The following is an 18,586-nucleotide window of genomic DNA, read 5'->3' as shown; positions in this document are numbered from 1 at the left end:
AAAAACGCCGCGGAGGCCATCCTCCTGCGGCGGTTTGTCCTGTTGCCAGCACGGCCACCATGTGACCGCGCCCTGGCAACCTGTCAGCGCTGCGCGATCGGCTTCACCGTGCGGGGCTCGGCGCCCACGAACAGCTGGCGCGGACGGCCGATCTTGTACTCGGGGTCGCCGATCATCTCGTTGAGCTGGGCGATCCAGCCCACGGTGCGGGCCAGGGCGAAGATGCCGGTGAACAGGTTCACGGGGATGCCGATGGCGCGCTGCACGATGCCGGAGTAGAAGTCCACGTTCGGGTAGAGCTTGCGCTGCACGAAGTAGTCGTCTTCCAGGGCGATCTTTTCCAGTTCCTTCGCCAGGGCGAACAGCGGGTCCTTCTCCAGGCCCAGTTCGGCCAGCACCTCGTTGCAGGTTTCCTGCATGAGCTTGGCGCGCGGGTCGTAGTTCTTGTACACGCGGTGGCCGAAGCCCATGAGCTTGACGCCGGAGTTCTTGTCCTTGACCTGCTTGATGAACTCGCCGATCTTCTCCACGCCGCCCTGGGCCTGGATGTCGTGCAGCATGTTCAGGGCCGCTTCGTTGGCGCCGCCGTGGGCGGGACCCCAGAGGCAGGCCACGCCGGCCGCGATGGCGGCGAACGGGTTGGTGCCCGACGAGCCGCACAGGCGGACCGTGGAGGTGGAGGCGTTCTGCTCGTGGTCTGCGTGCAGGATGAAGATGCGGTCCAGCGCGCGCTCGAGCACGGGGTTGACCTTGTACTCCTCGCAGGGCGTGCCGAACATCATGCGCAGGAAGTTGCCGGCATAGCTCAGGTGGTTCTGCGGGTACATGTACGGCTGGCCCACGCCGTACTTGTAGGCCATGGCGACCAGGGTCGGCATCTTGGCGATCAGGCGGATGGCCGAGATCTCGCGGTGCTGCGGATTGTTGATGTCCGTGCTGTCGTGGTAGAAGGCCGACAGGGCGCCCACCAGGCCCGTAAGCACGGCCATCGGGTGCGCGTCGCGGCGGAAGCCGCGCAGGAAGAACTGCATCTGCTCGTTGACCATCGTGTGCTTGGTCACGCTGTCGCTGAATTCCTGCTTCTGGGCGGCGTTCGGCAGCTCGCCCTTCAGCAGCAGGTAGCAGGTCTCGAGGTAGTCGCAGTTCGTGGCCAGCTGTTCGATGGGATAGCCGCGGTAGAGCAGTTCACCCTTGTCGCCGTCGATGTAGGTGATCGACGACTGGCATGCGGCCGTGGACAGGAAGCCCGGGTCGTACGTGAACATGCCCGTCTGGGCGTAGAGCTTGCGGATGTCCACCACGTCCGGACCCACGCTGCCGTGGTACACGGGCAATTCCACGCTCGGGCTGCCATTGCTGAACGAGAGCGTTGCTTTGTTGTCTGCCAGTTTCATTGAGTTTCCTTCGTAGTTAGCCCGCAAGCGGTGGAGTTGCCGGCGCGCGGCGGCGCAGCAGTTCGAGCACCTCCCTGACGTCTCCGGTATCGAGCTCGCCGGAGGGTTCCTTGCGCCGCAGCAGCAGGTCCAGCAGGTCGTTGTCGGAGAGGTCCATCAGGGTGGCGATGCCCTGCGCCTGGCGATGTGTCAGGCGGGAGCCATGGGTCGCGAAGAACTGCTCGATGAAGAGGTCGTTCTCGACCAGGCCCCGGCGGCTGCGCCACCGGAGCTTGGCGACTTCGCGGTCGTCGAGCAGGTCTTCCGGCATGTGCAAAGTCAGATGGCGCGGCGCACCATCAGTTCCTTGATCTTGCCGATGGCCTTCGTGGGGTTGAGGCCCTTGGGGCACACGTCCACGCAGTTCATGATGGTGTGGCAGCGGAAGAGGCGGTAGGGGTCTTCCAGGTTGTCCAGGCGCGCGCCCGTGGCTTCGTCGCGGCTGTCGGCGATGAAGCGGTAGGCCTGCAGCAGGCCGGCGGGGCCCACGAACTTGTCGGGGTTCCACCAGAAGCTGGGGCAGCTGGTCGAGCAGCTCGCGCACAGGATGCACTCGTACAGGCCGTTGAGCTCGTCGCGTTCCTCGGGGGACTGCAGGCGCTCGCGCTCGGGCGCGATGCCTTCCGTGATGAGGTAGGGCTTGATCGAGTGGTACTGCTTGAAGAACTGCGTCATGTCCACGATCAGGTCGCGGATCACGGGCAGGCCCGGCAGCGGCTTGAGCACGATCGTGCCCTTGAGCGTGCTCATGTTGGTGAGGCACGCCAGGCCGTTCTTGCCGTTGATGTTCATCGCGTCGGAGCCGCAGACGCCTTCGCGGCAGGAGCGGCGGAACGAGATGGACGGATCCTGCGCCTTGAGCTTGATCAGTGCGTCCAGCAGCATGCGCTCATGGCCGTCGAGCTCGATCTCGACGGTCTGCATGTAGGGCTTGGCGTCCTTGTCCGGATCGTAGCGGTAGATTTGAAAGGTGCGCTTCATGGTGGTGTCTCGTGGGTTCTCGTGGGCGTATCAGAACGTGCGGACCTTGGGCGGCACGCTGTCCACGGTCAGGGGCTGGAGGTTCACGGGCTTGTAGGTGAGGCTGTTGCTCTCGCTGTGCCACAGCGTGTGCTTCATCCATTCCTTGTCGTTGCGGCCCAGCGGGAAGTCGGGGTGGTCGGCGGGGTGCTCGTAGTCATAGACCGTGTGCGCGCCGCGGCATTCCTTGCGCGCAGCGGCCGAGACCATCGTCGCCTGGGCGACCTCGATGAGGTTGTCCACTTCCAGCGCTTCCATGCGCGCCGTGTTCCACACCTTGGACTTGTCCTTCAGCGTGATCGCGCCCACGCGCTCGCGGATCGCGTTGATCTTCACGACGCCTTCGTCCATGCCTTCCTGCGTGCGGAACACGCCGGCGTGCTGCTGCATCGATGCACGGATGTCGTTGGCGATGTCCTGGGCATAGATGCCCTGGCTGGATTCCTGCAGCTGGTTGAGGCGGGCCAGCGTGCGGTCGGCGCCGTCGGCCGGCAGCGGCTTGTGCTCGCCGCTGTTCTTGACCATCTCGACGATGTGGCGGCCGGCGGACTTGCCGAAGACCAGCAGGTCGAGCAGCGAGTTCGTGCCCAGGCGGTTCGCGCCGTGCACGGACACGCAGGAGCATTCGCCCACGGCGTACAGGCCGTTCACCACCTGGTTGTGCACGTCGCCGTTCTGGATCACGACCTGGCCGTTGATGTTGGTCGGGATGCCGCCCATCTGGTAGTGGATGGTGGGCACGACCGGGATCGGTTCCTTCGTGATGTCCACGTTGGCGAAGTTGACGCCGATCTCGTACACCGAGGGCAGGCGCTTGTGGATGGTCTCCGCGCCCAGGTGGTCGAGCTTGAGCAGCACGTAGTCCTTGTTGGGACCGCAGCCGCGGCCTTCCTTGATCTCCTGGTCCATCGAGCGCGAGACGAAGTCGCGCGGCGCCAGGTCCTTCAGGGTGGGCGCGTAGCGCTCCATGAAGCGTTCGCCGTTGCTGTTGAGCAGGATGGCGCCTTCACCGCGGCAGCCCTCGGTCAGCAGCACGCCCGCGCCGGCCACGCCGGTGGGGTGGAACTGCCAGAACTCCATGTCCTGCAGCGGGATGCCGGCGCGCGCCGCCATGCCCAGGCCGTCGCCGGTGTTGATGAAGGCGTTGGTCGATGCCGCGAAGATGCGGCCCGCGCCGCCGGTGGCCAGCAGCACGGCCTTGGCCTGGAGCTGGTAGAGCTCGCCGGTTTCCAGTTCGAGGGCCGTCACGCCGACCACGTCGCCGGAGGCGTCGCGGATCAGGTCCAGGGCCATCCACTCGACGAAGAAGTTCGTCTTGGCCTTCACGTTCTGCTGGTAGAGCGTGTGCAGCATGGCGTGGCCGGTGCGGTCGGCCGCGGCGCACGCGCGCTGCACGGGCTTCTCGCCGTAGTTGGCCGTGTGGCCGCCGAAGGGGCGCTGGTAGATGGTGCCGTCCGGGTTGCGGTCGAAGGGCATGCCGAAGTGTTCCAGCTCGTACACCACCTTGGGGGCTTCGCGGCACATGAACTCGATGGCGTCCTGGTCGCCCAGCCAGTCGGAGCCCTTGATGGTGTCGTAGAAGTGGTAGTGCCAGTTGTCCTCGCTCATGTTGCCGAGCGAGGCCGACACGCCGCCCTGCGCCGCCACGGTGTGCGAGCGGGTGGGGAAGACCTTGGAGAGCGAGGCCACGTTCAGGCCCGCGCGGGAGAGTTCCAGCGCGGCACGCATGCCGGAGCCGCCCGCGCCGACGATGACGACGTCGAACTTGCGCGTGGTGATGTTCGCTTTGGTGTAGCTCATTGTTGTGTGCTCTTTCAGTCGCGGGGGAATCGGATCAGAGGCGCCAGAGGATCTGGATGCCCCAGCCGGCACAGCCGACGAGCCAGAAGATCGTCAGCGCCTGCAGCGCGAGGCGCAGGCCGACGGGCTTGACGTAGTCCATCCAGACGTCGCGCATGCCCACCCAGGCATGCCATGCCAGGCCGACGATGACGGAGAAGGTGAGAACCTTCATCCACTGCGCGGCGAAGATGCCGGCCCAGCGGTCGTAGCCGATAGGGCCCTTGGTGAGCACCAGCTGCGCCAGCACGACGAGGGTGAAGACGGCCATCAGGGCCGCGGTGACGCGCTGGCTGAGCCAGTCGCGCGTGCCGTAGTGGGCACCGACGACGGTGCGCTTGGAGCCATAGTTCACGGACATGGGGAAATCCTTGGGAATCGTGGAAGGGGGAGGGCGGTGCGCTGGCCGGGGCTCAGTACAGGCCGAAGAGCTTGGCGCCGAGGATCACCGTCAGGCCGAGGCTGATCGCCAGCGTGACCTTGGCCGACATGCTGCCGAAATGCTTGTTCACGGCGTCGTGGCTCACATCCATCCAGAGGTGGCGCAGGCCGGCGGTGAAGTGGTGCAGGTAGGCCCAGATCAGCGCCAGCACCACGAGCTTGATGAACCAGCCGGGCACGAAGCCCAGGCCCGCGGTGAACGCCGAGGTGAACTTGCCGAACGAGATCTCCGAGGACACCGAGGTGTCGAACATCCACAGCACGAACGGCAGCAGCAGCAGCATGATCACACCGCTGATGCGGTGCAGGATCGACACCCATCCCGCGGCCGGCAGGCGGTACGTGGGCAGGTCCGTGAGGGCGTTGATGTTGCGGAATTCAGGCCGCTTTTTGGCGATCTCGGTCATGGCGGTGCTTTCGTGGATGTAACTGCTTTGTAATTTCGCGCAGGCGAAACGCCCAAAATTCTATTGCAATGCAACAAGGCGGAGTTTGTGGGTACTACGATTTCCATCCCGCGGCTGTACGCACAGGGAGGACTGCCGGTTCACTGCAGGGCATTGTGGTAGTGGTGCGTGTCGGTCCGGTAGAGCCCTCGGCGTAACTCCATCGGAACATCGTTGTAGGTATAGGCGGTGCGCTCCACGCTCAGCAGCGGCGTGCCGGCGGGAACGCCCAGCAGCCCGGCCTGCGCCGCGTCGGGCAGCACCGCGCGGATCTTCTCGTCGGCACGCACCATGCGCACGCCGAAATCGAGCTCGAACATCGCATAGGTGGGGCCGGGATAGTCGGCCAGCCGTTCGGCCGTGAGGCCCTTGAAGGTCTGGCCGGGCAGCCAGATGTCCTCCAGGATGGTGGGCACGCCCGCGAACGAGAGGATGCGCCGGGCCATGACCACGGCGTCCCCGCCGCGCAGTGCCAGGGCGCGCGCCACGTCGGCGCTGGCTCGCGTGCGCCGGCATTCCACGATGCGGCGCTGGGCCGGGCCTTCGGCGTCCGGGTCGCCCACGTCGGGCTGCAGCTTCAGGAAACGGTATTGCACATGGCGCTCGGCATGGGTGGCGACGAAGGTGCCCTTGCCCTGGCGGCGCATCACGAGGTTCTCGGCCGCCAGTTCGTCGATCGCCTTGCGCACCGTGCCCTGGCTCACGCGGAAGCGGGCCGCCAGTTCCATTTCGCTGGGGATGGCCTCGCCGGGCTTCCATTCGCCCTGCTGCAGGCTCTGCAGGATGAGCCCCTTGATCTGCTGGTAGAGCGGACTGAAGGCCGGCGTCGGCGCACCCGTGCCGCCGGCCGTCGGGGCGGGGCTGTCGGGGGTGGCTGCCGGTGGGGTGGACATGCGGTTCGTGGGGCTCGGGCGCCGTGTGCGGCGGTCCGCATCATATCTTATATAAGACATAAGACAAATTGACCCTCGCCGGAAATCGGCGGTACACTCGGTAGCTGTTCTGCAGGACCCTGGCTGCTTGGATCGACTGGCGCTGGTGCCCCTGCACCGACACCCGTTCCATCCCATCATCTGGAGTTCCCCTCATGAGCAAGAAGCCCGTCCGCGTCGCCGTCACCGGTGCAGCCGGTCAAATTGGTTACGCACTGCTGTTCCGCATCGCCTCCGGCGAAATGCTCGGCAAGGACCAGCCCGTCATCCTGCAACTGCTGGAGATTCCCGACGAGAAGGCCCAGAAGGCGCTCAAGGGCGTGATGATGGAACTTGAGGACTGCGCGTTCCCGCTGCTGGCCGGCATGGAAGCCCACAGCGACCCGATGACCGCCTTCAAGGACACCGACTACGCCCTGCTGGTGGGTGCCCGTCCGCGCGGCCCCGGCATGGAGCGCGCCGACCTGCTGGCCGCCAACGCCCAGATCTTCACGGCCCAGGGCAAGGCCCTGAACGCCGTCGCCTCGCGCAACGTGAAGGTGCTCGTGGTGGGCAACCCCGCCAATACCAACGCCTACATCGCGATGAAGTCGGCTCCCGACCTGCCGGCCAAGAACTTCACCGCCATGCTGCGCCTGGACCACAACCGCGCCGCCAGCCAGATCGCTGCCAAGACGGGCGGCAAGGTCGGCGAGATCGAGAAGCTGACGGTGTGGGGCAACCACTCGCCCACGATGTACGCCGATTACCGTTTCGCCACCATCGGCGGCAAGAGCGTCAAGGACGCCATCAACGACCAGGTCTGGAACGCCGACGTGTTCCTGCCCACGGTGGGCAAGCGCGGCGCCGCCATCATCGAGGCGCGCGGCCTGTCCTCCGCCGCCTCGGCCGCCAACGCCGCCATCGACCACATGCGCGACTGGGCCCTGGGCTCGAACGGCAAGTGGGTCACGATGGGCGTTCCGTCCAAGGGCGAGTACGGCATTCCCGAAGGCATCGTGTTCGGCTTCCCGGTCATCACCGAGAACGGCGAGTACAAGATCGTCGAGGGCCTGGAGATCGACGCGTTCAGCCAGGAGCGCATCAACAAGACGCTGGCCGAGCTGCAAGGCGAACAGGACGGCGTGAAGCACCTGCTGTAAGGCGGGCCCGCCCGACGGCTGCACCTCTACCGCGACGCCATGAACGACTGGAATCCCGCGCTCTACCGACGCTTCGAGGACGAGCGCACGCGTCCGGCCCGTGAACTGCTCGCACGGGTGCCGCTGTCGGCTGCCTCCCATGTGGTGGACCTGGGCTGCGGCCCGGGCAACTCCACCGAACTGCTGGCCGCGCGCTTCCCCGGGGCGCGCGTGACCGGCATCGATACCTCCGCCGCCATGCTGCAGAGCGCCCGCGAGCGCCTGCCCGCGGCGGAATTCCTGGAGGCCGACATCGCCGCCTGGGCGCCGCAGCCGGGCGACGCGCCCGACCTGCTCTATGCCAACGCCTCCCTGCAATGGGTGGGCGGGCACGAATCCCTCATTCCCAGGCTGTTCGCCGCGCTCGCGCCGGGCGGCGTGCTGGCCATCCAGATGCCGGACAACCGGCAGGAGCCCTCGCACCGCACCATGCGCGAGGTGGCCGGCCAGGCGCCCTGGCGCGACGCCATCGGCGACGCGGCCGCGGTGCGCACGCGCATCCTGGGCATCGCCGACTATTACGACCTGCTGGCGCCCATCGCCCAGAGCGTGGACGTGTGGCACACGGTCTATCAGCATCCCATGGCCTCGGCCGCCGCCATCGTCGAATGGGTGAGCGGTACCGGCCTCAAGCCCTTCGTCGATCCGCTGCCCGAATCGCAGCGCGCCGGCTTCCTGGCCGCATACGAGCGCGGTATCGATGCCGCCTATCCCGTGCGTGCCGACGGGCAGCGCCTGCTCGCCTTCCCGCGCATGTTCATCGTGGCGCGGCGCTCCGCATGAACTCCGCGGTGGCTGCTCCCTCCAGGCTGCATCCCGCCCAGGTGCTGCTCGGCGCCCAGGCCGCGGCCGCGCGGCTGCCGGTGTGCGACCACTACAGCGGCGTCGAGGTGCGGATGCGCAAGAGCCTGCAGTTGCAGGCCGAGATGGCGGCCGAGTTCGGCCGCTGCGTGTTCGACGTGACGCTCGACTGCGAGGACGGCGCACCTGCCGGCCAGGAGCGGGCCCATGCCGAACTGGTCGCTGCGCTGGCGCGCGATGCGCAGCCCGGGGCCCGCGTGGCGGCCCGGGTGCACACGGTGGACCATCCCGCCTTCGCGCACGACGTCGCCACCATCGCGGGGGAGGCCGGGCACCGGCTTTCCCACCTCATGGTGCCGAAGGTCGAAACCGTGGACGACGTGCTGCGCGCCGAGCGGGCCGTGAATGCCGCGGGCGCCACCGCGCTGCCGCTGCACGTGCTCATCGAGTCGCCCGCGGCCGTGCACCACGCCTTCGAGATCGCGGCCCATCCGCGCGTGGAGTCGATCAGCTTCGGCCTCATGGACTTCGTGTCCGCGCACGGCGGGGCGATCCCCGCGCGGGCGATGGGCGTGCAGGGCCAGTTCGAACATCCGCTGGTGGTGCGCGCCAAGCTCGAGATCGCGGCCGCCTGCCATGCCCACGGGAAGGTGCCCTCGCACTGCGTGGTGACCGAATTCAGCGATGCCGCCGCACTGCGCGCCGCGGCCGGCCGCGCCGCGCGCGAGTTCGGCTATACCCGCATGTGGAGCATCCACCCGGCCCAGATCCGTCCGATCCTGGAGGCCTTCGCGCCGGCCCGGGACGAGATCGCCCAGGCCGCCGCCATCCTTTCCGCCGCCGAGCACGCCGCATGGGCTCCCATCAGCGTGGACGGCGTTCTGCACGACCGCGCCAGCTACCGCTATTTCTGGCAGGTGCTGGAGCGTGCACACCAGACCGGCCGCGAGCTGCCTCCAGAGGCGCGCGGCTGGTTCGATTCCACCGCGGCAGCGGTCGCCTGACGCACCGGCTGCCCTCCACGACCCCGTTCCCACGACCTCTCTCCCTTGCTGGAGCTTCCATGAAACAACTCGTCGCTTCCGCCCTGATGCTGCTGAGCCCCGTCCTGGTGATGGCGCAGGATGCCACCCCGGCTCCGGCCAAGCCCGCACCCAAGGCTGCTGCGAAAGCCGCCCCCGCCAAGGACTCCAAGGAGGCGAAGAAGCCTGCCGCCAAGTCCACCCAGAGCGCGAAGGCTGCCCCCGCCAAGGACGCCAAGAAGCCCGTGCACGTGGCCAAGGCGCATCCGCAGAGCAGCCGCGCCCAGCTCAAGAGCGCCACCAACCAGGTGGCCTCGGGCCTGATCGCCGCCGAGGCCGCCCTCAGCCCCGCGGAACTCGAGATCGCCCAGCGCGTGCACACCGGCCACATTCCCTGCGAACTGGGTGCCTCGGTCAACATCGAGGCCGATCCCAAGTCGCCCGGGTACTTCGAGGTCGCCGGCAAGAACTTCCACTACCGCATGACGCCCGTGGCCACGAGCACCGGCGCGGTGCGCCTGGAAGACCAGAAGGCCGGCGCGGTCTGGATCCAGATCTCCAACAAGTCCATGCTCATGAACCAGAAGCTGGGCCAGCGCCTGGCCGACGAATGCATGAGCCCGCAGCAGGTCGCCGTCAGCGAGACCATCCGCAAGAACCCGCAGCCGAGCCTGCTGGATGCGCCCGCTCCGGCACCGGCCGCTGCGGCCGCTCCGGCGGCTGCACCCGCTGCCGAAGCGCCCGCCAAGTAAGCGCTGCGGCGTCCTGGCCTGCGATGGACGGGCGCCGCTCGCGGCGCCCGCAGGACCGGCTTTGCCCCAAAAATCCAACGATCGAACCCACCGGAGAACACCATGTTGAAAGCCTACCGTGACCATGTGGCCGAGCGCGCCGCCCTGGGCATCCCGCCCCTGCCGCTCGACGCGAAGCAGGTCGCCGAACTGATCGAGCTGATCAAGAACCCGCCCGCCGGCGAGGACGCGTTCCTGCTGGACCTGCTCACGCACCGTGTGCCCCCGGGCGTGGACGATGCCGCCAAGGTCAAGGCCAGCTTCCTGGCCGCCGTGGCGCACGGCGACGTGAAGGTGGGCCTGATCTCCAAGGCACAGGCCACCGAGCTGCTGGGCACCATGGTGGGCGGCTACAACGTCCATCCGCTGATCGAACTGCTGGACGACGCCGAAGTGGCGGGCGTGGCTGCCGAAGCGCTGAAGAAGACGCTGCTGATGTTCGACTTCTTCAACGACGTGGCCGACAAGGCCAAGGCCGGCAACGCCAAGGCCAAGGAAGTCATGCAGTCGTGGGCCGACGCCGAGTGGTTCACCAGCCGCCCCGAAGTCGAGAAGAAGATCACGGTCACCGTCTTCAAGGTGCCCGGCGAAACCAACACCGACGACCTCTCCCCGGCGCCCGACGCCTGGAGCCGCCCGGACATCCCGCTGCACTACCTCGCCATGCTGAAGAACACTCGTCCCGACGCGGCCTTCAAGCCCGAGGAAGACGGCAAGCGCGGCCCGATGCAGTTCATCGAGGACCTGAAGAAGAAGGGCCACCTCGTGGCCTACGTGGGCGACGTGGTGGGCACGGGCTCGTCGCGCAAGTCGGCCACCAACAGCGTGATCTGGGCCACGGGCGCCGACATCCCCTTCGTGCCGAACAAGCGCTTCGGCGGCGTGACGCTGGGCGGCAAGATCGCGCCCATCTTCTTCAACACGCAGGAAGACTCCGGCTCGCTGCCGATCGAGGTCGATGTCTCGAAGCTGGAAATGGGCGACGTGATCGACGTGCTGCCCTATGAAGGCAAGCTGGTGCGCAATGGCGAGACCGTCGCCGAGTTCCAGCTCAAGAGCGACGTGCTGCTCGACGAAGTGCGCGCCGGCGGCCGCATCAACCTGATCATCGGCCGCTCGCTGACCTCCAAGGCGCGCGAGTTCCTGGGCCTGCCCGCGTCCACCGCGTTCCGCCTGCCCCAGGCCCCCGCCGAGACCAAGGCCGGCTTCACGCTGGCGCAGAAGATGGTCGGCCGCGCCGTCGGCCTGCCGGAAGGCCAGGGCGTGCGCCCCGGCACCTACTGCGAACCCAAGATGACCACCGTGGGCAGCCAGGACACCACCGGCCCCATGACCCGCGACGAGCTGAAGGACCTGGCCTGCCTGGGCTTCTCGGCCGACATGGTGATGCAGTCCTTCTGCCACACGGCCGCCTATCCGAAGCCCGTGGACGTGAAGACGCACCGCGAGCTGCCCGCCTTCATCAGCAACCGCGGCGGCGTGGCCCTGCGCCCCGGCGACGGCGTGATCCACAGCTGGCTGAACCGCCTGCTGCTGCCCGACACCGTCGGCACCGGCGGTGATTCGCACACCCGCTTCCCGATCGGCATCTCGTTCCCCGCGGGTTCCGGCCTGGTGGCCTTCGGCGCCGCCACCGGCGTGATGCCGCTGGACATGCCCGAATCCGTGCTGGTGCGCTTCAAGGGCGAACTGCAGCCCGGCGTGACGCTGCGCGACCTGGTGCATGCCATTCCGCTGTACGCCATCAAGCAGGGCCTGCTGACGGTGGCCAAGGCCGGCAAGAAGAACATCTTCTCGGGCAAGATCCTCGAGATCGAGGGCCTGCCGGACCTGAAGGTGGAACAGGCCTTCGAACTGTCGGACGCTTCCGCGGAGCGCTCGGCCGCCGGCTGCACGATCAAGCTCAACCCCGAGCCGATCAAGGAATACCTCACCAGCAACGTCGTGCTGATGAAGAACATGATCGCCGACGGCTACGCCGATGCGCGCACCCTCAAGCGCCGCATCGAGAAGGTCGAGGCCTGGCTGGCCAACCCCGAGCTGCTGGAAGCCGACAAGGACGCCGAGTACGCTGCCGTGATCGAGATCGACCTGGCCGACATCACCGAGCCGATCGTCTGCTGCCCGAACGATCCGGACGACGCCAAGTTCCTCTCGGAAGTGGCCGGCACCAAGATCGACGAGGCCTTCATCGGCTCGTGCATGACCAACATCGGCCACTTCCGCGCGGCCGCCAAGCTGCTGGGCGGCCAGCGCGACATCCCCGTCAAGCTGTGGGTCGCGCCGCCCACCAAGATGGACCAGAACGAGCTGATCAAGGAAGGCCACTACGCCGCCTTCGGCACGGCCGGTGCCCGCACCGAAATGCCGGGCTGCTCGCTGTGCATGGGCAACCAGGCGCAGGTGCGCGAGGGCGCGACGGTGATCTCCACCTCCACCCGCAACTTCCCGAACCGCCTGGGCAAGAACACCAACGTGTTCCTGGGCTCGGCCGAGCTCGCCGCCATCGCGTCGCGCATCGGCAAGCTGCCCACCAAGGAGGAGTACCTCAAGGAAATGGGCGTGATCGATGCCGACAAGGCCAGCGTGTATCGCTACATGAACTTCGACCAGATCGAGGAATACGCGGACGCCGCCAAGTCCGTGGCGGCCTGAAGTACCGCACTGCGAAGGCCCCGGGGAGCAATTCCCGGGGCCTTTTTCTTTGTCCGTTTCCGCCGGCCTCTCCACCTTCCTTAGGCAGGGCTGAAGCGGCCGGCCCGCCACGGAACATTTACAGTCCGGGCGGCGTCCGACGCCCAAGAACCACGACAACGCGCACCGCCATGTTCAAGTCCTTCTTTCTCTCCCGCCGGTGGTGGGCCTGGTCGATCGCCGGCTCCGTCTTCATCCTGCTGGCCACCTGGTACCGCGTCGAGCTCGACGTGCAGATCAACGACTGGTTCGGCAGCTTCTACGACCTGATCCAGAAATCGCTGGGCCAGCCCGGGAGCATCACGGCGGGGCAGTTCTGGGGGCAACTCTCCACCTTCTCGCGCATCGCTATGGTTTACGTGACCACGGCGGTGGTGGTGGACTTCTTCTGCAAGCACTACATCTTCCGCTGGCGGCAGGCGATGAACGAGCACTACATGGCCGCCTGGCCGCGACTGCGCCACATCGAGGGCGCGGCGCAGCGGGTGCAGGAAGACACGATGCGCTTCGCCACCACCATGGAGGGCCTGGGCCTGACGTTCCTGCGCAGCCTGATGACGCTGGGCGCCTTCGTGCCGGTGCTCTGGGTGCTGTCGGACAAGCTGACCGGGCTGCCGGTGATCGGCGCCGTGCCGCATTCGCTGGTCTGGGTGGCGTTGTTCTGGTCCCTGGGCGGCACCTTGCTGCTGGCCGTGGTGGGGGTGCGCCTGCCGGGGCTGGAATTCCACAACCAGCGCGTGGAGGCCGCCTACCGCAAGGAACTGGTGCTGGGCGAGGACGACCACGCGCGCGCCGCGCCGCCCACGGCCGCCGCGCTGTTCGCCGACGTGCGCCGCAACTATTTCCGCCTGTTCTTCAACTACCTGTACTTCGACGTGGTGAAGTGGTCGTACCTGCAGGTGAGCGTGCTGGTGCCGCTGGTGGCCCTGGGGCCCACGCTGATCGCCGGCGTGATCACGCTGGGCGTGATGCAGCAGATCTCGCGGGCCTTCGACCGGGTGCTGGAATCCTTCCAGTTCCTGGTGCAGAACTGGAGCACGGTGGTGGAGCAGATCTCCATCCACAAGCGGCTGCGCGCGTTCGAACGGCAGATGCTGGAGGATGCGGCGCCGCTGCCGGAGGCGGTGCCGGTGTCCGCAGCCCCCTGACCGGACTTCCGGTCAGGCCCCGGCAGCCAGGCGTGCCAGCGCCTCGCGCGTGGCGTCGTCCGCCGGGAAGAATGACTCCACGGCGAGTTCCTGCAGCGTCACGTCCACCGGCGTGCCGAACACGGTGATCGTGGTGATGAAGGAGAGGATGCCGGCGGCGGTGCGCAGGCGCAGCGGCAGGGCGATGCCGGCACCCGGGCCGGTGAATGCCGGCGTATCGCCCTCCGGCGGGCAGTCCTGTACCGGGTAGCCGGCGAGTTCGTCCCGCAGTGCCTGCAGCGGCGCGTCGCCGTGTGTTTCGATCTGCTGGTCCAGGCGGTGCAGCAGGTGTGCCTTCCAGGCGGCGGCATTGGCCAGGCGCGGCCCCAGGCCTTGGGGGTGCAGCGACAACCGGAGCACGTTCACGGGCGGTGCCAGCAGGTGGTCCGCCACCCCCTGCAGCAGCAGCGGCACCACCGCATTGGCGGCGACCATGTTCCAGTGGCGGTCCACGGCGAGTGCCGGGTAGGGCTCATGGCCGCGCAGCACCAGATCGACGGCCTCGCGCGCGGCGCGCATGTCGGGGTGGTCCAGCCCCCGCGCCGCGTACATGGGCGCGAAGCCGGCGGCGACCAGCAGGGCGTTGCGTTCGCGCAGGGGCACGGCCAGGCGCTCGGCCAGCCGCAGCACCATGTCGCGGCTGGGCGCGGCGCGGCCCGTTTCCACGCAGCTCAGGTGGCGCGTGGATACCTCGGCCTCCAGCGCCAGGTCCTGCTGGCTCAGGCGGCGCTGCCGGCGCCAGTGGCGCAGGTGGTCCCCGAAGGGCGAATGCGTGCCGGGGACCGGGGAGGGATGCGCGGGCCGGTGGTGGGGGCCGGCTTGAAGGGCGGAGGTCATGGTGGGAATCGTATCGGCGCAGCGCGGGCAGTCCATGACCTCCCGGGTCATGGACCGACCGCAAAGGGGGGCCGACCATGCGGTCCCAGGGTACGGAACGGGTCCGTGCCCCGTCCCCATCCACCACGCAAGGAGCCTTCCATGCCTCTCTCCCTCTTCGCCTCGCCCCGTTTCCTTCCCCGCGTCCTCTGGGCGGATGCCGCCGGGTGCGCGGCAGCCGGTGCGGTGCAGTGCGCCGCCGCCGGGCCGCTCGGCGCCGCCACCGGCCTGCCTGCCGCGCTGCTGTCCGCGACCGGATGGTTCCTGCTGGCCTACGCAGCGGTTGCCGCGGTCATCGCAACCCGGCCCGCCATGCCGCGGGCGCTGGTCCTCCTGCTGGCCATCGGCAACCTGGGCTGGGCCGTGGGCTGCGTCGCCCTGGCCTTCGCCGGGCCGTGGGATCTGCCGGGTTACGGCGTCGCCTGGCTCATGGCCCAGGGCGCTTTCGCGCTGGTGCTGGGGGACCTGCAGTGGATGGGGCTGCGCCACCAGGACCCGGCCGGCTTCGCGGCAGGGCAGCCGCGTGCGGCCTGACACTGCCTGCGCGTGCCGTCAGGGCCGTGCCTGCGCGGGCTCCGCGGTGGCCGGATCGAGGATGCGCGCGAGCATCGCGCCTTCCGCCGGGCCTTCCAGCGGGATGCGCACGCGCAGCGGGCTGCCCGCGGCCACGTGCAGCGGCTCGCCGCTCGCGGCCGCCTGCATGCGTTCCAGGCGGACCGTGCGGTTGCCGGCAGGATGGATGATTTCCAGCCGGTCGCCCACCGCGAAGCGGTTCTTCGTTTCCACCTCGGCCCATCCGTCGCCGCAGGCCAGCACCTCGCCCACGAACAGGCTGCGCACGGGCTGCGAACTGCCCGTCCCATAGTTCTGCAGGTCCTGCGCCGGCCGGCGCTGCAGGAAGCCGGCCGTGTAGCCACGGTGGGCCAGCCCGTCGAGTTCGGACAGCAACGCCGGGTCGAAGGGCCGGCCGGCCACCGCGTCGTCGATGGCGCGGCGGTACACCTGTGCGGTGCGCGCCACGTAGTAGCGGCTCTTGGTGCGGCCCTCGATCTTGAGGGAATCCACGCCGATGGCCACGAGGCGGCGCACGTGCTCCACGGCGCGCAGGTCGCGGCTGTTGAGGATATAGGTGCCGTGCTCGTCTTCCATCACCGGCAGCAGTTCGCCGGGGCGTTCCTTTTCTTCCAGCAGATAGGCGTGGTCGGCCAGCGGATGGCGGGGTGCTCCGCCGCAGGCCGCGAAGGCGCCGTCGGCACGGGCCTGCTCCGCCTGCAGATCGAAGCCGCCGTCCAGCGGCAGCGGCCGGATCTCGCCGCTGTCGGTGGCGTCCGTGCCCGGCGATGCCGCATAGCTCCAGCGGCAGGCATTGGTGCAGGTGCCCTGGTTGGCATCGCGCCGGTTGAAGTAGCCCGAGAGCAGGCAGCGGCCGGAGTAGGCGATGCACAGTGCGCCGTGCACGAACACTTCCAGCTCGATGTCCGGGCACTGCTGTCGTATGCCCTCGATCTCGTCCAGGCTCAGTTCGCGCGAGAGGATGATGCGCGCCAGGCCCATGCGCTGCCAGAACTTCACGGCCATCGCGTTCACCGTGTTGGCCTGCACCGACAGGTGGATGGGAATGCCGGGCCAGCGCTCGCGCACCAGCATGATGAGGCCCGGGTCGGCCATGATGAGCGCGTCGGGCCCCAGCGCGATCACCGGCTCGATGTCGCGCAGGTAGGTGCGCACCTTGTCGTCGTGCGGCAGCACGTTGCTGGTCACGAAGAATTTGCGGCCGCGCGCATGCGCCTCGCCGATGCCCTGGCCGATCTGTTCGAGCCGGAACTCGTTGTTGCGCGCCCGCAGGGAATAGCGCGGCTGGCCCGCATAGACGGCGTCGGCGCCGAAATCGTAGGCCGTGCGCATCCTGTCGAGGGAGCCGGCGGGCAGCAGCAGTTCGGGCGGGCGGAGCGTCATGGGGCGGTGGGCGGGGAGGGCAGGGCGCGACGAAGCGCGCGATTGTGGCGCCCGGCCGCGGTACGCACCTTGACCTGGCTCATGCTTTGGCCTCAGCCTCCGGCCCCGCGCCACCCGGCGAGGTGGTCCAGCAGGGCGCGGGCATGCCGCGGCAGGGCGCCCGGGCCTGCGCCTTCGTCCGCGCGCACGCACAGCACCAATTCCCGGGCGGCCCAGGCGTCGGACAGCGCCACGCGCCGTATGCCGGTGGACCGGGCCAGGCGCACCGCCGCCGCGCGCGGCACGATGGCCACGAGCCCCGCTCCCAGCCCCACGAGGCGGCATACGGCATCGACGTGCTGCAGGCGCGCGCGGTAGCGCAGCCGCTGGCCCTGGCGCCGCGCCTGGCGGGCGAGATGGGCCTGCAGCGCGCTGTCGTCCGGCAGGCCGGCGAAGTCCTCGTGCGCCGCTTCCGCCAGCGCGATGCGGGTGCGGCCGGCCAGCGGGTGGCCGCGGGGCACCACCAGGTCCAGCGGGTCGGCCACGAAAAGCTGGACCGCAAGGCCCTGCAGGTCGGTGGAGTGCGAGGCGATGCCGATGTCGCACAGGCCGTCGCGCACGCCATCGGCCACGCCGTCGCTGGAGCGCTCCTGCGCATCCACCGCGATGCGCGGATGTGCAGCCAGGAAGGCCGCCAGCGGAGCGGGCAGGTGCTCGCTCATGGCGGAGGTGTTGCAGAGCAGCCGTACGTGCCCGGCCAGGCCGCTGCCGTGCGCGCCGAGTTCTCCGCGCAAATGCTCCATCTGCTGCAGCACGATGCGTGCGTGGTGCGCCAGCGTCTGTCCGGCCGGGGTGGCCTGCACCCCGCGCCGGCCGCGCACCAGCAGCGGTGCGCCGAGCGCCTGCTCCATCGCGAGCAGGCGCTCGCTGGCCGAGGCCAGCGCCAGGTGCGCCCGCTCCGCGCCCGCCGTGATGGTGCCGGCCTCGTGCACGTGGAGGAAAAGCCGCAGGTCCGTCAGGTCGAAGCGCATGCGGCACGCTACCACAGGTGGCGATCTGGCTCCGGAGAATCCGAAGGCTGGCGACGGAACATCCGCATGGTGCCCGGTGGCGGCCGCTTCCAGAATCGCTGCAGGTGCCTGGACCGGGACCTGGCACGGTGGCTTCGGCGAGTGCCGCGCCACGGGCCATGGCGTGGATCGGCGGTGACAACAGGAGCGGAGCATGGCGGACACGGGATGGATGCAGGCATGGGCGCCGGATGCGCTGGCGGCGGCGCTGGTGTTCGTCCTGGCGGGCCTGGTGAAGGGCGTGGTCGGGCTCGGCCTGCCCACCGTGTCCATGGCGCTGCTCGCGCTCTGGATGCCCCCCGCGCAGGCCGCGGCGCTGCTGGTGGTGCCCTCGCTCGCGACGAATGTCTGGCAGATGGGGGCCTGGCGCGAAGTGCCCGGGCTGCTGCGTCGGCATGCCGGGCTGCAGGCCGGCATCTGCGCCGGCACCTGGCTGGGCGCCTGGTGGCTGGGCCCGCCCCAGGGCGCGGGCGCGCGCATGGCGCTGGGGGCTGCACTCATCGCCTATGCGGGCTGGTCGCTGTCAGGGGCGCGACTGCCGTCCATTTCCGGCAAGGACGCCCACGGGCTGGGGTTCGCCGTGGGGGCCGTCACGGGCGCCGTCACCGCGGCGACGGGCGTGTTCGTGGTGCCGGCCGTTCCCTACCTGCAGGCGCTGGGGCTGCAGCGCGACGCGCTGGTGCGGGCGATGGGGCTGTGCTTCACCGTGTCCACGCTCGCGCTGGGCGCGGGCCTGGCGTCGCAGGCCCGGCTGCCGGCCGGCATGCTGGCGGGTTCGGTGCTGCTGCTCGCTCCCGCGCTCGCCGGCATGGCCCTCGGCAACCGTCTGCGCAGGCACCTGTCGCCGGAGACCTTCCGCCGCTGCCTGATGGCGGGGCTGCTGGCGCTGGGCCTGGGGATGCTGTTCGGCTAGCCGGC

The 18,586-nt window shown here is 68.9% G+C and carries 18 protein-coding genes; 8 read left to right on the top strand and 10 right to left on the bottom strand.

What is annotated here, in order from left to right:
- Window positions 1-83: 83 nt before the first annotated feature.
- The 7 genes from ACGHC0_RS15635 to ACGHC0_RS15605 all read right to left on the bottom strand — a co-directional run bounded on the left by ACGHC0_RS15635 (window position 84) and on the right by ACGHC0_RS15605 (window position 6,072).
- Complete coding sequence (locus ACGHC0_RS15635; protein WP_368351844.1) at window positions 84-1,394, bottom strand: citrate synthase; 1,311 nt, start codon at window positions 1,392-1,394, stop codon at window positions 84-86.
- 16 nt (window positions 1,395-1,410) lie between these two features.
- Window positions 1,411-1,704, bottom strand: a complete 294-nt coding sequence (locus ACGHC0_RS15630; protein ID WP_013595338.1) for a succinate dehydrogenase assembly factor 2 — start codon at window positions 1,702-1,704, stop codon at window positions 1,411-1,413.
- An 8-nt stretch (window positions 1,705-1,712) separates the two neighbouring features.
- On the bottom strand, window positions 1,713-2,414 hold the full coding sequence (locus tag ACGHC0_RS15625; protein WP_415266071.1) for a succinate dehydrogenase iron-sulfur subunit: 702 nt from the start codon (window positions 2,412-2,414) through the stop codon (window positions 1,713-1,715).
- Between the two features lie 30 nt (window positions 2,415-2,444).
- Window positions 2,445-4,253, bottom strand: coding sequence for a succinate dehydrogenase flavoprotein subunit (sdhA, locus tag ACGHC0_RS15620; protein WP_415266070.1), 1,809 nt, complete (start codon window positions 4,251-4,253; stop codon window positions 2,445-2,447).
- Window positions 4,254-4,287: 34 nt separating this feature from the next.
- Window positions 4,288-4,653 (bottom strand): succinate dehydrogenase, hydrophobic membrane anchor protein, encoded by a 366-nt coding sequence (gene sdhD, locus ACGHC0_RS15615; protein ID WP_288494716.1) that lies wholly within the window; start codon window positions 4,651-4,653, stop codon window positions 4,288-4,290.
- Window positions 4,654-4,705: 52 nt separating this feature from the next.
- Window positions 4,706-5,140: a succinate dehydrogenase, cytochrome b556 subunit gene (gene sdhC, locus ACGHC0_RS15610; RefSeq protein ID WP_013595334.1), complete on the bottom strand. Its 435-nt coding sequence runs from the start codon at window positions 5,138-5,140 to the stop codon at window positions 4,706-4,708.
- Between the two features lie 140 nt (window positions 5,141-5,280).
- Entirely contained in the window at window positions 5,281-6,072 is a 792-nt protein-coding gene (locus ACGHC0_RS15605; RefSeq protein WP_368351841.1) for a GntR family transcriptional regulator, read from the bottom strand.
- 194 nt (window positions 6,073-6,266) lie between these two features.
- On the opposite strand from ACGHC0_RS15605, the gene ACGHC0_RS15600 reads away from it, so the two are divergent.
- From ACGHC0_RS15600 to ACGHC0_RS15575, 6 genes are all read left to right on the top strand, one after another.
- The gene (locus ACGHC0_RS15600; RefSeq protein WP_011795320.1) at window positions 6,267-7,253 is read left to right on the top strand and encodes a malate dehydrogenase; all 987 of its coding nucleotides are present in this window, start codon (window positions 6,267-6,269) and stop codon (window positions 7,251-7,253) included.
- 39 nt (window positions 7,254-7,292) lie between these two features.
- Window positions 7,293-8,075: a trans-aconitate 2-methyltransferase gene (gene tam / locus ACGHC0_RS15595; protein ID WP_415266069.1), complete on the top strand. Its 783-nt coding sequence runs from the start codon at window positions 7,293-7,295 to the stop codon at window positions 8,073-8,075.
- On the top strand, window positions 8,072-9,097 hold the full coding sequence (locus tag ACGHC0_RS15590; protein WP_415266068.1) for an HpcH/HpaI aldolase/citrate lyase family protein: 1,026 nt from the start codon (window positions 8,072-8,074) through the stop codon (window positions 9,095-9,097). Before tam ends, ACGHC0_RS15590 begins: the two co-directional genes overlap by 4 nt.
- A 59-nt stretch (window positions 9,098-9,156) precedes the next feature.
- Entirely contained in the window at window positions 9,157-9,867 is a 711-nt protein-coding gene (locus tag ACGHC0_RS15585; protein ID WP_415266067.1) for a hypothetical protein, read from the top strand.
- A 102-nt stretch (window positions 9,868-9,969) separates the two neighbouring features.
- Window positions 9,970-12,561, top strand: a complete 2,592-nt coding sequence (gene acnB, locus ACGHC0_RS15580; RefSeq protein WP_415266066.1) for a bifunctional aconitate hydratase 2/2-methylisocitrate dehydratase — start codon at window positions 9,970-9,972, stop codon at window positions 12,559-12,561.
- 170 nt (window positions 12,562-12,731) lie between these two features.
- On the top strand, window positions 12,732-13,748 hold the full coding sequence (locus tag ACGHC0_RS15575; protein WP_368351836.1) for a putative transporter: 1,017 nt from the start codon (window positions 12,732-12,734) through the stop codon (window positions 13,746-13,748).
- Between the two features lie 12 nt (window positions 13,749-13,760).
- Here the strand turns inward: ACGHC0_RS15575 and ACGHC0_RS15570 are convergent, their stop codons facing one another.
- Window positions 13,761-14,624 (bottom strand): helix-turn-helix domain-containing protein, encoded by an 864-nt coding sequence (locus tag ACGHC0_RS15570; protein WP_415266065.1) that lies wholly within the window; start codon window positions 14,622-14,624, stop codon window positions 13,761-13,763.
- 141 nt (window positions 14,625-14,765) lie between these two features.
- On the opposite strand from ACGHC0_RS15570, the gene ACGHC0_RS15565 reads away from it, so the two are divergent.
- A complete protein-coding gene (locus ACGHC0_RS15565; RefSeq protein ID WP_415266064.1) occupies window positions 14,766-15,197 on the top strand; it encodes a hypothetical protein in 432 nt (143 codons plus the stop codon).
- An 18-nt stretch (window positions 15,198-15,215) separates the two neighbouring features.
- On the opposite strand, the gene yegQ is transcribed toward ACGHC0_RS15565, so the two are convergent.
- Both yegQ and ACGHC0_RS15555 read right to left on the bottom strand, forming a co-directional pair.
- Entirely contained in the window at window positions 15,216-16,619 is a 1,404-nt protein-coding gene (gene yegQ / locus ACGHC0_RS15560) for a tRNA 5-hydroxyuridine modification protein YegQ (protein WP_415266063.1), read from the bottom strand.
- 92 nt (window positions 16,620-16,711) lie between these two features.
- Window positions 16,712-17,629 (bottom strand): LysR family transcriptional regulator, encoded by a 918-nt coding sequence (locus ACGHC0_RS15555; RefSeq protein ID WP_415266062.1) that lies wholly within the window; start codon window positions 17,627-17,629, stop codon window positions 16,712-16,714.
- Between the two features lie 193 nt (window positions 17,630-17,822).
- On the opposite strand from ACGHC0_RS15555, the gene ACGHC0_RS15550 reads away from it, so the two are divergent.
- A complete protein-coding gene (locus ACGHC0_RS15550) occupies window positions 17,823-18,581 on the top strand; it encodes a sulfite exporter TauE/SafE family protein (protein WP_415266061.1) in 759 nt (252 codons plus the stop codon).
- Window positions 18,582-18,586 lie beyond the last annotated feature (5 nt).

Origin of the sequence: Acidovorax sacchari, assembly GCF_042847045.1 — a bacterium.
Taxonomy (GTDB): domain Bacteria; phylum Pseudomonadota; class Gammaproteobacteria; order Burkholderiales; family Burkholderiaceae_C; genus Paracidovorax; species Paracidovorax sacchari.
The sequence above is the reverse complement of the archived record's forward strand: the minus strand, read 5'-3'. Positions and strand labels throughout refer to the sequence as shown.